Source organism: Propioniciclava sp. MC1683, from assembly GCF_014164675.1.
GTDB lineage: Bacteria > Actinomycetota > Actinomycetes > Propionibacteriales > Propionibacteriaceae > Propioniciclava.
Map to the genome: position 1 here is coordinate 1 of NZ_JACJFX010000021.1, position 13,474 is coordinate 13,474.

Annotated in this window: 11 protein-coding genes and 1 tRNA gene; 6 read left to right on the forward strand and 6 right to left on the reverse strand. The window is 73.4% G+C overall.

Going from position 1 to position 13,474, the window contains the following annotated elements:
- Positions 1–175: 175 nt before the first annotated feature.
- The 3 genes from H5397_RS12120 (at position 176) to H5397_RS12130 (ending at position 2,952) form a co-directional block, all read left to right on the forward strand.
- Positions 176–249 (forward strand) — tRNA-Met (locus H5397_RS12120).
- A gap of 58 nt (positions 250–307) precedes the next feature.
- Positions 308–1,606 carry a pitrilysin family protein gene (locus H5397_RS12125; protein WP_243760766.1) on the forward strand — a complete coding sequence of 433 codons (1,299 nt, stop codon included), beginning with the start codon at positions 308–310 and terminating at the stop codon, positions 1,604–1,606.
- A gap of 2 nt (positions 1,607–1,608) precedes the next feature.
- Positions 1,609–2,952 (forward strand): pitrilysin family protein, encoded by a 1,344-nt coding sequence (locus H5397_RS12130; RefSeq protein ID WP_182817733.1) that lies wholly within the window; start codon positions 1,609–1,611, stop codon positions 2,950–2,952.
- 22 nt (positions 2,953–2,974) lie between these two features.
- Here H5397_RS12130 and H5397_RS12135 read toward each other — a convergent pair whose 3' ends face one another.
- From H5397_RS12135 to H5397_RS12145, 3 genes are read right to left on the reverse strand one after another with little or no spacing between them, the layout of a single operon-like run.
- Positions 2,975–5,860, reverse strand: coding sequence for a UPF0182 family protein (locus tag H5397_RS12135; RefSeq protein ID WP_182817734.1), 2,886 nt, complete (start codon positions 5,858–5,860; stop codon positions 2,975–2,977).
- A gap of 23 nt (positions 5,861–5,883) precedes the next feature.
- Positions 5,884–6,399, reverse strand: coding sequence for a PPA1309 family protein (locus H5397_RS12140; protein WP_375539445.1), 516 nt, complete (start codon positions 6,397–6,399; stop codon positions 5,884–5,886).
- Entirely contained in the window at positions 6,396–7,445 is a 1,050-nt protein-coding gene (locus H5397_RS12145) for a PDZ domain-containing protein (protein WP_182817737.1), read from the reverse strand. The genes H5397_RS12140 and H5397_RS12145 overlap by 4 nt, the downstream gene beginning before the upstream one ends.
- An 82-nt stretch (positions 7,446–7,527) precedes the next feature.
- On the opposite strand from H5397_RS12145, the gene H5397_RS12150 reads away from it, so the two are divergent.
- A complete protein-coding gene (locus H5397_RS12150) occupies positions 7,528–8,880 on the forward strand; it encodes a zinc-dependent metalloprotease (protein ID WP_182817738.1) in 1,353 nt (450 codons plus the stop codon).
- Between the two features lies 1 nt (position 8,881).
- Here the strand turns inward: H5397_RS12150 and H5397_RS12155 are convergent, their stop codons facing one another.
- Entirely contained in the window at positions 8,882–9,406 is a 525-nt protein-coding gene (locus H5397_RS12155; RefSeq protein WP_182817739.1) for a M48 family metallopeptidase, read from the reverse strand.
- Between the two features lie 225 nt (positions 9,407–9,631).
- Here H5397_RS12155 and H5397_RS12160 point away from each other — a divergent pair, with 225 nt between their 5' ends.
- Together H5397_RS12160 and H5397_RS12165 are read left to right on the forward strand one after the other, a co-directional pair.
- Positions 9,632–9,793, forward strand: coding sequence for a DUF5679 domain-containing protein (locus tag H5397_RS12160; RefSeq protein ID WP_165490092.1), 162 nt, complete (start codon positions 9,632–9,634; stop codon positions 9,791–9,793).
- 142 nt (positions 9,794–9,935) lie between these two features.
- Positions 9,936–10,733: a hypothetical protein gene (locus tag H5397_RS12165; RefSeq protein ID WP_182817741.1), complete on the forward strand. Its 798-nt coding sequence runs from the start codon at positions 9,936–9,938 to the stop codon at positions 10,731–10,733.
- Between the two features lie 6 nt (positions 10,734–10,739).
- On the opposite strand, the gene H5397_RS12170 is transcribed toward H5397_RS12165, so the two are convergent.
- Positions 10,740–12,797, reverse strand: coding sequence for an ATP-dependent DNA helicase UvrD2 (locus tag H5397_RS12170; RefSeq protein ID WP_309224359.1), 2,058 nt, complete (start codon positions 12,795–12,797; stop codon positions 10,740–10,742).
- Between the two features lie 30 nt (positions 12,798–12,827).
- Positions 12,828–13,412 (reverse strand): nitroreductase family protein, encoded by a 585-nt coding sequence (locus H5397_RS12175; RefSeq protein ID WP_182817742.1) that lies wholly within the window; start codon positions 13,410–13,412, stop codon positions 12,828–12,830.
- Between the last annotated feature and the right edge of the window lie 62 nt (positions 13,413–13,474).

A 13,474-nucleotide genomic window follows, 5' to 3' on the forward strand; every position in this document is an offset into this window, starting at 1 on the left:
CTGGCCTTCATCGACAACTTCTCCTCAAGCCGCACACCCCATCGTGGCCGGCCCCACCCCCTCACGCGGGGAAAGTCTGTGAGGCACAGCACCCTGCTACGCGGGGACTATGTGTGAGTGTCGTCGCCGATTTGGCCTTCCCCGGTGGTTGGGCTAAAGTGGTCCGAGCAACCAACGCGGGGTGGAGCAGCTCGGTAGCTCGCTAGGCTCATAACCTAGAGGTCAGGGGTTCAAATCCCCTCCCCGCTACGACTCACGAAGGGCCCGGATCTGATCCGGGCCCTTTCGCATGTGCTTGACTGGCCCGGTGACCACCGCCGTTCCCCTCGGGTACCCGATCCACGAGCACACCCTCGAGAACGGCCTACGGGTGGTGGTCAGCCCCGACCACGCGGTCCCCTTCGTCGCGGTGAACCTCTGGTACGACGTGGGTTCGCGCGACGAGCAGCCCGGGCGCACCGGCCTGGCGCACCTGTTCGAGCACGTCATGTTCCAGGGCTCGGAGAACGTCGCCAGCGGCGAGCACTTCAACACCCTGCAGGCCTCCGGGGCCACCGGCAACGCGACCACGTGGTTCGACCGCACCAACTACTTCGAGGCCGTGCCGACCGGCGTGCTGGACCTGGCCCTGTGGCTCGAGGCCGACCGGATGGCCAACCTCCTGCCCGCCCTGACCCAGGAGAACCTCGACACCCAGCGCGAGGTGGTCAAGGAGGAGAAGCGCCAGCGCTACGACAACGCCCCCTACGGCGACACCATCGACCACGTGCTGGCCCTGGCGTTCCCGCCCGAGCACCCGTACGGGCACACGGTCATCGGCTCGATGGCCGACCTGGACGCCGCCTCGCTCGACGACACCCACGCCTTCTTCACCCGCTGGTACTCCCCCGCCAACGCCGTGCTCACGCTGGTCGGCGACGTCACCGCCGAGGACGGGCTGGCCAAGGCCCGGGCCCTCTTCGGGCACCTCCCCACCCGCGGTGTCCCGGCCCGCGCCCGGGTGAGCCCGCTGCCGCCGCACGCCGGCGTCCCGCGTCGGGTCGCGACGGCGCCCGTCCCGGCCGACATGCTGTACCTCCAGTGGCGCACGCCCGCCCGCGGCTCCCGGCTCGCCGACGCGGTGGACATCGCGCTCACGGTGCTCGGCGGCAGCGAGACGTCGCGGCTCTACCGACGCCTCGTCCGCGAGGACGGGACCTGTTCGGGGGCCGGCTCGTCGGCCATCCCCCTGGCCTGGGGCAACTCGCTGTCCCTGGCGTACACCCGCGCGCTCGACGGCGCCGACCTCGCCGCGATCGAGCAGGCCCTGTGCGACGAGGTCGAGCGGCTCTGCGCCGACGGGCCGACCGACGCCGAACTGCAGCGGGCCCACATCCAGTTCGAGCGCGAGTGGCTGGGCGAGTGCGCCCGCCTGGAGTCGCGCGCCGACCTGTTCAGCGCGCACGCCACGATGTTCGGCGACCCGGGGCGGGTGAACCGCCGCATCGTCGAGTACACGGCCGTGACCGCGGCCGAGGTGCGGGACGCCGCGCGCGCCTGGCTGCGCCCCGACCAGCGCGCCGTGCTGGAGTACCGCCGCGGACCGATGGGACCCGACCAATGGTGACGATGCCGACCCGCCCGACGACCACCCCGCCCGGGCCCTGGTCGTTCCCCAGCAGCCAGCGCTTCACCCTCGACAACGGTCTGCGCGTCATCGTCCACGACCTGCCCGGCCAGTACGTGGTCTCGGCCGGCCTCATGCTGGACGTCCCGCTCACCAGCGAGCCGGAGGACCTCGAAGGCGTGGCGCTGCTCACGGCGTCCACCCTGAGCGAGGGCACCCACGACCACCCCGGGACGAGCTTCACCGAGGCCGTCGAGTCCTGCGGGGCGGTGCTGGACGCCGCCGTCGGCCAGAGCCACGCGCACGTGCTGGTCGACGTCCCGGGGGCACGCCTGCCCGAGGCGATGGCGCTCCTGGCCGAGGCGATCACGCAGCCCCAGCTCGCCGACGCCGACGTCGAGCGGCACCGCCTCCTCCACGCCGCCCAGCTCGAGCAGCAGCTCGCGACGGGTGCGGGCCGGGCCAACCACGCGCTGCGCCGCGCCCTCATCGACCCGGCCTTCCGCGCCTCCCGGGGCAAGCAGGGCATGCCGGGCAGCCTCCAGGCCGTCACCGGTGCCGACGTGCGCGCCCACCACGCCGCCACGCACGGGCCGCGCGGGTCGGTCCTCGTGATCTCCGGCGACTTCGACCACGGCGTCCTCGACTGCGTGGCGTCCAGCTTCGGGTCCTGGGACAACCCCGACCAGTCAGCCGCCCGGCACGAGGTGCCGACCGGCCGTGCCCCCGCGGCGTGGCTGATCGACCGGCCGGGGTCGGTCCAGGCCGACATCCGCTGGGGCTGGTTCACGCTCGACCGCGCCCACGCCGACTGGGCGAACCTGCAGGTCGCCGCCAACGCCCTCGGCGGGGCCTACCTCAGCCGGCTCAACCGCGTGCTGCGCGAGGAGAAGGGGTTCAGCTACGGGGTCAGCCTCGTCAACTCCCCGCTCCGCCACGGCGGGTACACCTCCACGCACGGCTCGTTCCGCAACGAGGTCGTCGGCGAGGCGCTCGCCCTGATGCCGCAGCTCCTGGACGTGGCGGCCGAGCCGATCACCGCCGACGAGGTGGCGCGTGCCCGCGACTACCTGGTCGGGACGAGCCCGCTCCGGTACGCGACGGCGCCGGGGGTCACCCTCGGGGTCCTGAGCCTGATCGCGGCCGGCCTGGACGCCGACCACGTCGGCCGCCAGCTGGACGCCTACCGCGCGGTCACCCCCGACACCGCGACCGAGGCCGCCGCGCGCCTCGTGGACGTGCACGCCGGGTCGCTGGTGGTCGTCGGCGACGCGGGCGCCCTCGAGCAGCCCCTGCGCGACGCCGGGTGGGAGCCGACGGTGGTGCCCGCCGGGGCGTGGATCTGAGCCGGCCCACCCCGGCGCGGGCCTAGCGGCCCATCGCCCGGATGGCCTCCTCGAGCGCCGCCTTGGCCTCGTTGGTCTTGGCCTGGTACTCGGCGAGGTTGCCCGCGCGCAGGGCCGCCTCGGCGTCCGTGAACGCCGTCTCGGCCCGCTGCATCGCCGCCACGGCCGCCGCCTCGTCGACCACGCCCGTGGGCGCCTGGCCGGGGGCGGGCGTCTCGGTGGGCGCCGGGGTCTCCCCCGTCGTCGGCGGCGGGGTCGCACCCGAGCCGACCGGCAGCTCGCCCGTCTCGGCCCCCGCGTCGCCGCGGAACACCAGGTCGAGCGCCTCCTGCAGCGTGTTGCCGATGCCGACGTGCTCACCGAAGCGCACCACGACGAACGTGAGGGCCGGGTAGGCGCCGGCACTGCCGGTCCGCTCGGTGTAGATCGGCTCGACGTAGAGCAGGCCGTTGCCCATCGGCAGGGTCAGCAGGTTGCCGAACTTGATGGACGCCGACCCGCGCGTCTGCGTGTACGGCAGCAGCTTGGCCGCGACCTCGGGGTTCTGCGTGATCGCGTTCTGCGTCTGGCCGGGCCCGTCGATCTGCTGGGTGTCGGACATCCGCAGGATGCGCAGCTCGCCGTACTTGTCGCTGGAGGCGTCGGCGTTGACCGCCAGGTAGCTGGCCAGGTTGGCGCGGTTCTGGGGGACGAACACGGCGGTCTGGCTGAACACGGGCTCGTCGTCGGTGGGCCACTTGATCGACAGGTAGTACGTCGGCTCCTTCAGCCGCTCGTTCTGCTGCACCGGGTCGACCGGCACCTGCCACATGTCGGTGCCGCCGTACCAGACGCGCGGGTGGTCGACGTGGTAGCGGCCGAGCAGCTCGCGCTGCACCTTGAACAGGTCCTCGGGGTAGCGCAGGTGCGCCAGCAGGTCGTCGCTGATCTCGCTGCGCGGGGTGACCGTGCCGGGGAAGCTGGCGGCCCACGTGCGGACCAGCGGGTCCTCCTCGTCCCACTGGTAGAGCTTGACGGTGCCGTCGTAGGCGTCGACCACGGCCTTGACCGAGTTGCGCATGTAGTTGATCGGCTGGTCGAGCTGGGCGCCGAGCACGGTCGTCTGCGTGGTCGAGGTGGCGTCGCGCAGCAGCACCCGCTGGCTGTTGGGGTACGTCGCGGACGTCGTGTAGGCGTCCACGATCCACACCAGGCGGCCGTCGACGATCGCCGGGTACAGGTTGTTGTCGACGGTCAGCCACGGCGCGACCTTCTCGACGCGCTGCTTGGGCGTGCGGTCGTACAGGATGCGCGAGTTCTCGTTGACCCGCTCCGAAAGCAGGATGTTGATGTCGGCGAAGCGGGTGGCGTACAGCAGGCGGTGCCACAGGTCGCCCATGGGGACGCCGCCGGTGCCGTCGTACTCGTTGTACTGCTCGCCGCCGCCCTCGGCGCCACCGGGCGAGTCGAGCTCGATCGGCTGCTGGCCCTCGGCGCGCCCGACGATGGCGAAGTTGTCGGACTGCTCACCGAAGTAGATGCGCGACTGGCCCTCCTCGATCTTGCCCACCGGCGGGATGTCGCGGGTGATCCAGACCGGCTCGCCGTTGCCCTGGCGGCGGTTGCCGTAGGCCGACACGAACCCGTGGCCGTGGGTGTACACGGTGTGGATGTTGTTCCAGTTGGGGTCGGGGATGTTGGCCTGGTTCAGCTCGCGGGCCGCGATCACGACGTCGGTCATCTGCTCGTCGATCATGTAGCGGTCGATGTCGAGGATCTCGGGGAACGCGTAGTAGCCGCGCACCTGCTGGAGCTGGTCGAACGTCGGGCCGATCACCTGCGGGTCCATCAGGCGGATGCCGGGCAGGGCCGCGGCGTCCTCGGCCAGCTGGCCGGGCGAGACCTGCGTCACCGCCTCGTACTCGGTGATGTCGGTGCCCTCGATGCCGTAGGCCTGCTTGGTCGCCTCGAGGTGCATGGCGATGTAGTCGTTCTCGCGGTCGGGCTCGTTGGGGCGCACCTGCAGGGTCTGGACGATCATCGGGTAGATCGCCGACAGGATCAGGCTCGACACCACCATGAGCACCACGCCCGCGCCGGGCACGACCGTCCGCTGCCAGAAGATGTTCACGACGAACAGCACCGCGACGATGAACGCGATGATCGCGATGACGAGCTTGGCGTTCATCCGCGCCTGGTCGTCGGTGTAGTGCAGGCCGGTGAACAGCGTGCCCTGGTCGAGGACCAGCGCGTAGCGGTCGAGCAGGTTCTGCAGGCCGTAGAGCGCGAGCACGGCCGCGCCGAGCACCGACAGGTGCACCAGCGCCGGACGCGTCGCGCGCCGGCCCGGCTCCCGACCGGCCCCGAGGTTGCCGACGGCGAAGTGGACCGCGGCCGCGGCCACGAAGGAGAACACCAGCCCGCTCATCAGCAGGGACGCCGCCAGGCGCCACACCGGGTACTCGAGCATGAAGAACGTCGTGTCCAGCCCGAACGTGGGGTCGGTCACCCCCGATGTCTGCCGGTTGAGCCAGCCCAGGACCGGCAGGGTCTGGGTCGCGGTCGACAGCCCCGCCATGAAGCCGAACACACCCGCGGGCAGCGCCAGGGCGGCCAGGGCGTTCTGCTCGAGCAGGTCACGGTAGCGGTCGAGGACGGCGGAGGCGCCCGTGCGGCGGTGCTGGGGCCGGCTGCGGAACGCCAGGGCCATGTTCACCCACAGCAGGCCGCCGACGACCAGGGCACCCACCAGGAAGAGCACGGCGCGGGTGACCAGCTGGGTCCAGAACACGCCGGTGAACCCGATCGAGTCGAACCAGAGCTTCTCGGTCCAGATCCCCGAGAACAGCAGGAACGCTCCGAGCACGGCGGCCAGGATGACCGCAGTGACCACGAGGGGGCTGCGGCGGGGGGAGGCGGGGGCTTGCACGACGGCGGGCTCCTCTGTGGGGATCAGGCGGACAGGGTGCGGGCGAGGGCGTCGCCCAGACCGGGGACGAGGTCGTCCGCGGCCAGGAGGTCTTCGGGGTTGCTGCGCAGGCGTGCCACGCCGTAGCGCGTGCCCGCCCGGGTGACCCCCACCACGACGCGGACGTCACGGCGCTCGGGGTGCTCGGCGACGAAGGACGCCGCGGCCTCGGGGTCGTCCGGGATGTCGGCCTCCAGGTGCGGGGGGACGAACAGTCGTTCGACGGCCAGCGCGCAGCCGTGCACGGTCGCCGGCCACGTGATGCGGTCCAGGTCATCGACCAGGTCGGCGCCGGTGCGGAAGCCGTCCTGCTCGATGGAACTCAGCGCACCGTCGGGGAGGTCGTCGACCCGGGCGACCTGCTCGGCCAGCGACGGCTCGGCGGCCACCAGCTCGGCGGTCAGCACGAGGGCGAACAGCCGCGCCGGCTGGTCCCACCCCCCGTGGGACACGTGGCGCTCGATCTCCATCAGGGCTGCCACCAGGGCGTCGTCGGTCATGCACATCCCTTCACGAGGTGTTCGTTGGCCGGGTCGTTCAGCAGGTCGAGCGAGGCGATCGCGTCCTCGAGCGTGCCCACGCTGACGACGCGGACGCGGGACTGCACGCCGGCCAGGTCGCTGCAGTTCGCGTCGGGCACGAGGAACACGTCAGCCTGCGCGCGCTCGGCGCTGGCCAGCTTCTCACGGATGCCGGCGACCGCGGTGACCGTCCCGGCGCCGTCGATGGCACCGGTGCCGGCCACGACGCGGTCCCCCGCCATGTCGCCGGGCGTGACGCGCTCGAAGACCGCCAGCGCCATCATCAGGCCCGCGCTCGAGCCGCCGAGTGCCGGGTCGAGGCGGATGTCGATACGCGGGGCGTAGGAGTAGCCCATGACCAGGTTGCCGCCCCAGACCGGGACGCCGGCCTGGGTCTTGGACGCCGCCGTGTCGATCGCGACGACCCGCTCGGTGCGGTCGCGGCGCACGGTGAACATCACCGACTGGCCGATCCCGCGCTTCTCGATCGCCTCGCGCACGGCCGCGACCGTCGGCGTCGGCGTGTCGTCGATCGCGACCACGAAGTCGCCGGGGAACAGTTTGTCCGCCGCCGGGCCGGTGCTGGCCACCGACTGGACCATGGGGATCTGCTCCACCGAGATGCCGGCGGCGCGCAGGGCCGCGGCCGCGGCGTCCGCCCGCGAGGTGGCCATCTGCTGGGCCTCGCGGTTGCGCACGTCGGTGGCGTTCGTCCGGGCGGGGTAGACGTACTCGCGGGGGTAGACCTCGCGGTCGGGGGCCCAGTGCGCGTACAGGACCTCGGGGAGGCTGACCGGCGCGTCGGCCCTCGTGATGCTCACGGTGGGGACCAGCATCTGCCCGGCGGACTCGAAGGTGTCGAGGCCCTCGACCGCGATCACGGGCTCGCCGCCGGACGGGGACAGGAGCTCGTGGGTCGCCCCCGGGGAGTACGTCACGAACGGCACCGGCGTCATGGCGATGATGGCCGCGGCGATGACGAACAGCAACGCGGACACGGCGGCCGTCCACGTCTGTCTGGTCATGCGGGCGATCCTACCGTGCGGTCCGGACGCCCCCCCTTGCCCGATGCACCACAATGGGGGCGTCGAGGAAGGGAGTCAGACCATGGCAGCCGAGGACCAGCCGAACCCGATGGAGGAGTTCCTCCGGCAGTTCGGCATCACGCCCGGCCCGGACGGCACCTTCGACCTCAACCAGCTGATGGGTCCCCTGCAGCAGGCGATGCAGCAGTTCAGCCGCCAGATGTCGGCGGCCGGCACCGGGACCGGCGACGGGCTCAACTGGACGCTCATCAAGGACATCGCCCGCAAGGTGACGGCGTCCTCGGGGCCGGACCCGTCGCCCGCGGCGTCCGAGGCGGTCGCGATCCGCGACACGGTCGGGCTGGCGGAACTGTGGCTGGACGAGCACACCTCGTTCGGCCGCACGTCGGCCTCGGCGGCCACCTGGAGCCGCGCCGAGTGGGTCGAGGCCACGATCGGCACGTGGGAGCAGCTGGCCGGCAGCGTCTCCAACTCGCTGGCCGCCGCGGTCGGGTCGCTGCTGCAGCGGGCCGAGCCCGAGGCCGCCGCCATGGTGCAGATGATGGAGCCCATGATGCGCATGGCCGCCGCCGGCATGCTGTCGGCCCAGGTCGGCCAGGGCATCGGACGCCTCGCGACCGAGGTGCTCTCGGGCTCCGACCTCGGCTTCCCGCTGACCCCGAAGCCCGTGGTCGCGCTGCTGCCGACCAACATCTCCCACTTCGCCGAGGGGCTGGACGTGCCGCTCGCCGACGTCCGCCTCTACCTGGCCCTGCGCGAGGCCGCACGCCAGCGGCTCTTCGCCAACGTGGCCTGGCTGGGCCCCCAGATGCTGGCGCTCATCGAGCACTACGCGCGCGGCATCAGCATCGACCCCTCGGCGTTCGAGGAGGCCATGGAGGCCCAGATGCAGGGCGGGCTGACCCCCGAGAAGATGGAGGAGTTCGGCCAGCAGATGGCCGGGCGCATCTTCCAGCCGGCGCTGTCGGAGGAGCAGGTCGAGATCCTGGGCCGCCTCGAGACGCTGGTCGCCAACGTGGAGGGCTGGGTCGACGACGTGGTCTCGCAGGCCACCGCGAACCTGATGCCGAGCGCCGACGCGCTGCTGGAGATGGTGCGCCGCCGCCGTGCGAGCGCCGGGGCGTCCGAGAGCGCGCTCAAGACCCTGCTCAACCTCGAGTTGCGCCCCCGCCGCGTCCGCGACGCGGCGAACGTGTGGGCCGCCGTGCGCAGCGCCAAGGGCGTCGACGAGCGGGACGCCGTGTGGAGCCACCCCGATCTCGTGCCCACCGGCGCCGACCTGGACGACCCGCTCGGCTTCGCCGCCCACGGCCACGTGGCCGAGCAGACCGCGGCCGAGCTGGACGACCTCGACGCGGCGCTGGCGCGCCTGATCGAGGAGGAGCGCGGCGGCGAGGGGCCCCGGGCCGACTGACTCAGGCCGGGTTGCGGGCGGCGAAGTCCACGCCCTCGAGGAAGCCGCGCGCCCGCGACGACGACGGGTGCGCGTTGACCAGCTGCCAGAACCGGGCGCTGTGCTCCCGCTCCTCCAGGTGCGCGACCTCGTGCAACAGGACGTAGTCGACCACCCAGGTCGGCAGCGTGCGCAGCCGGTCGCTGATCCGGATCTCCCCCGTGGCGATCGTGCACGACCCCCAACGCTGGGACATGTTCGACACCCAGCGCACCCCGATGGCCGGCTCGGGCCCCGACGCGTGCGGGGCGATGTGCGTGCGGTACAGGTCCTTGGCGCGGGCGGTGAGCTCGTCGTCGGCCCGCGGCGGGCGGTTGCGCGCCTCCTTGGCCAGGAAGCGGGCCACGAGCCCCGGCACGAGGTCACGGCGTTGCCGGGCGGTCATGTGGTCGGGCACCACGACGACCAGCCTGCCGCCCTCCCGGAACGCGGTCATGGTCCGCGTCCGCCGCGTCGAGGTGCGCACCTCGTAGTCCTCCTGGGCCATGGTTCACAGCGTAGGACGCATGTTTGACCCCGCGCGTCGGCGGCCAGTAGGTTGTGCGCAGGACCCCCGGGAAGGGGTCGGATGCCCGCAGGGGAAGGCAGGCGTCCGACACGCCCGGGGGTCTTGCCTTGTCGCTGCGCGGTCCCTGTGGGCGTTTCGCCTATGCTTGGCAGGGTCAGTCCCAGCGGGAGTCCGGTGGGGAACCGAACAGCCAGGAGGAAACCCGTGTCGAACGACACCTACAGCGGCAAGTTCTACTGCGTGAAGTGCAAGGACCACCGCGAGGCCGAGGGCGCCGTCTCTGTCAACGAGAAGGGCACCCGCATTGCCAAGGCGAAGTGCCCCGAGTGCGGCACCAACCTCACCCGCTTCCTGCCGAAGGCCTGAGTCCTCGGCAGACAGCCACGAGGGGCGTCGGGATCATTACCGGCGCCCCTCGTCCGTCCCCGGACGGGACGGTGTTGTCCGATTGTTGTCCGTCCTCCGTGGTCCCTCCCCCCGACGCCCCCGCTGCGGCACGCTGGTGCGCGTGCCCACCCCACGCCTGACCCTCACCCGCCCCCTGTGCGTCCTCTGGCGCCCCGACGGGCGCCTCCAACTCGGCCTCGACTGCGAGGACGGCCTGGTCCTGGCCGACGTCCCCGCCGGCACGGACGCCGCCCTGCGCGCCTTCCGCTCCCCCCGCACCCCGCTCGAGGTGTCGCGCCTGGTGCCGCTGGTCCCCCGTGAGGACCTGGACCGCGTCCTGGGTGCCCTCCTCGACCGCGGGCTCCTCGCGCCCGAGCCCGCCGGTAACGCCGGCACCGCGACGGTGCTCGGCACCGGGCCGCTGGCCGAGCGCGTCGCCGAGCTCCTGGCCGGCGAGGGGATGGCCGTCCGCACCGGCACCCGGGCCGCCACCGACGCGGTGGGCCTCGTCGTCGTATGCACGGCGACGGTGGAGCCCGACCGGGTGCTCACCCGGGACCTCACGGCCGCGGGCATCCCCCACCTGGTCGTGCGCGCGGAACCGGAGCGCGCGGTGGTCGGCCCCTTCGTCGTCCCGGGACGGACCGCGTGCGTCCACTGCTCCGACCTCGTCCGGCGGGAGCTGGACCCCGGCTGGCCGCACCTGCTGGCCCAGCTGTGCCGCAGCGAGCACCTCCCCGCACCCCGGCAGGCGGCCTGGGCGGCCGCGATGGCTGCCGCGCAGGTGGCGTGCTGGCGCTCCGGCCAGGTCCCCGAGACGGGCGGGACGACCCTGGAACTGGACGCCCACACCGGCGCGCTGGGGGCGCGCCGCTGGCCGCGCCACCCCGACTGCGGGTGCGTGCTCGCCGCCGCGTAGGGCCCGTCAGCGGTGCTCGGCCAGCACGGCCAGCACCCCGGCGCCGTAACGCTCGAGCTTGGTACGGCCCACGCCACTGATCGTGCCCAGCGCCGCGAGGTCGCCCGGCATCTGCTCGGCGATCGCCATCAGCGTCGCGTCGGTGAAGACCACGAAGGCGGGCATGCTCGCAGCGTCGGCCTCGGCCTTGCGCCAGGCGCGCAGCGCCTCCCACGTCGCCTCGTCGTAGGTCGCCTCGCAGTCGGCGTGCCGGCGCAGCTTGCGCTCGGCGCCCGTGGTCAGGCCACGGCCACACACCCGGCAGGTCTGCGAGAGCGCCGAGGTCGTGCCCCGCTTCCGGCCACCCCGGGACGCCGTCGCCGCGGGGGCCGCGTCCGCCACGATCCCGTCCAGGAAGCGGCTCTGCCGCCGCCGCTGGCCCCCGCCGTTGCGGGTGACCGACCACGAGACCCGCAGGTGCTCGCGGGCGCGGGTCACCCCGACGTAGAACAGGCGTCGTTCCTCGGCGACCTGCTCGGGCGACGTGGCCAGGACGAAGGGCAGGCTCCCCTCGTGCGCGCCGATGATCGCCACGGCGTCCCACTCCAGGCCCTTGGCCGCGTGCAGGGTGGACAGGGTGACGCCCTGCCCGGTGGGCGCGTGCTGGGCCCGCGCACGGGTCTCGAGCTCGTCGACGAGGCCCGCCACGTCGGCCTCGGGGTGGGTGCGGGCGAACTCGTCGCCCAGCCCGGCCAGGGCGGACCAGGACTCCCAGCGCTCCCGCGCCGTGCCCTGCCCGGCGGGGGGCTCGTCGGTGAAGCCGAGGCCGGCCAGCGCGGCCCGCAGCGCCTGCCCGGGCGGCTCGTCGGGCCCGGCCTTGGCGGTGGCCGCGAGCGCGCGCAGGGCGGCGCGCACCTCGGCGCGCTCGAAGAAGCCCTCGCTGCCCCGGGTGGTGAACGGGATCGCGGCGTCGGCCAGCGCGGCCTCCAGCGCGGGCGACTGGGCGTGGATGCGGTACAGCACCGCCATCTCGTGCCACGGCGTCCCGGCGCTGTGCCGGGCCCGCAGCCAGGCCGCGACGTCGCCGGCCTCGGCCGCCTCGCTCGCGGCGGCGGCGAACGCCGGGTCGGGGCCGTCGGGCCGCTGGGCCCGCAGTTCGACGCCGGGCCCGTGGCCGCGCACCACGGCATTGGCGAGGGCGACGACCTGCGGGGTCGAGCGGTAGTCCCGGACCAGCTCGACCACGGTCGCGTCGGGGTGGCGGCGGGTGAAGCCGGTCAGGAAGGACGCCTGCGCCCCGGCGAAGGAGTGGATGGTCTGGGCGGGGTCGCCGACCACGCAGATCTCCTCCGACGGGCCCCGCCACAGGTCGAGCAGCGCCTGCTGGAGGGGGCTGACGTCCTGATACTCGTCGACGACGAAGTGCCGGTAGGTGCGGCGCACCTCGCCCGCGACGTCGGCGTCGTCGGCCAGCAGGCCCGCAGTGCACAGCAGGATGTCGTCGAAGTCGATCACGCCACGTGCGGCCTTGACCGCCTCGTAGTGGGCCAGCACCCGGCCCACCTGGTCGGGCGCGACGCCGTTCACGGCGCGCCCACGACCGGTGGCGAGCGCCGCGTACTCCCCCGGCGCCACGTTGCTGACCTTCGCCCAGCTGATCTCGCCCGCGACGTCGCGCAGGAGCCCGGTGTCGGGCTGCAACCGGTCCCGCCGCAGCGCGTCGGCGACCAGGCCCAGCCGGTTGTCGGCCACCGGGGGCAGCTCGGTGCCGTAGGCGCGCGGCCAGAAGTACTGGGCCTGGCGCAGCGCCGCCGAGTGGAACGTGCGCGCCTGCACCCGGCCCACCCCCAGCGCGCGCAGGCGCTCGCGCAGTTCGCCGGCCGCGCGCGTCGTGAAGGTGAGCGCGAGGACGGCGGTGGGGTCGAAGGTTCCGGTCGCGACGCCGTAGGCGATGCGGTGGGTCATGGCGCGCGTCTTGCCGGTACCGGCACCCGCGAGGACGACGACCGGCCCCTCCAGCGCCGTGGCGGCACGGCGTTGCTCGGGGTCGAGTCCTTCGAGGATGCGGTCGGGATCGGCGGTCACGCCCAGCACTCTAGGCGGCCCCGCCGACACTCACTGCGCGACGAGCAGCACCTCGGCCAGCGGCAGGCGGCTGCGGGCCGCGGCGTCCCGCTCGCGCACCTGGGGCGCGACCGCGTCGGAGTCGTCGTGGCGGCCCACGGCCATGACCACCAGGGGCCGGACGCCCTCCGGCAGGTCGAGGGCCGTGCGGAGGGCGTCCGCGTCGAAGCCGCCCATCTGGTGGGCGTTGAGGCCCAGGTGCTCCACCTGCGCGGTCGCGTGGGCGGCCGCCTGGCCCAGGTCGTAGGCGGTGAACGCGGTCATCCGGCCGGCACGCTCGGGCACGACGGCGAAGACCAGCAGGGCGGACGCCGCGGGCGTCCAGACCTGGTTGAACCCGGCCAGCGTCGCGTGGATGGCGGCGAACGCCTCGGTGCCGCGGCGCGCGGCGGCGAACGCCCACGGCTGGGTGTTGCCCGCGGACGGCGCCCAGCGGGCGGCCTCCACGATGCAGGCCAGCTCGTCGCTGTTGATGACGTGGTCGGCGTCGAACCCGCGCGGGCTCCACCGCTGCGCCCGGAGGGGGGCGATGGGCAGGTCGGTCGCGTTGCGGGTCGCGGTCGCGGCGGGCGTCATGGAGGGGTCCTCTCGCATCGTTGGTCGAAGTTTCAATCCTCACGGTGTCCGTTCTGTTCTCG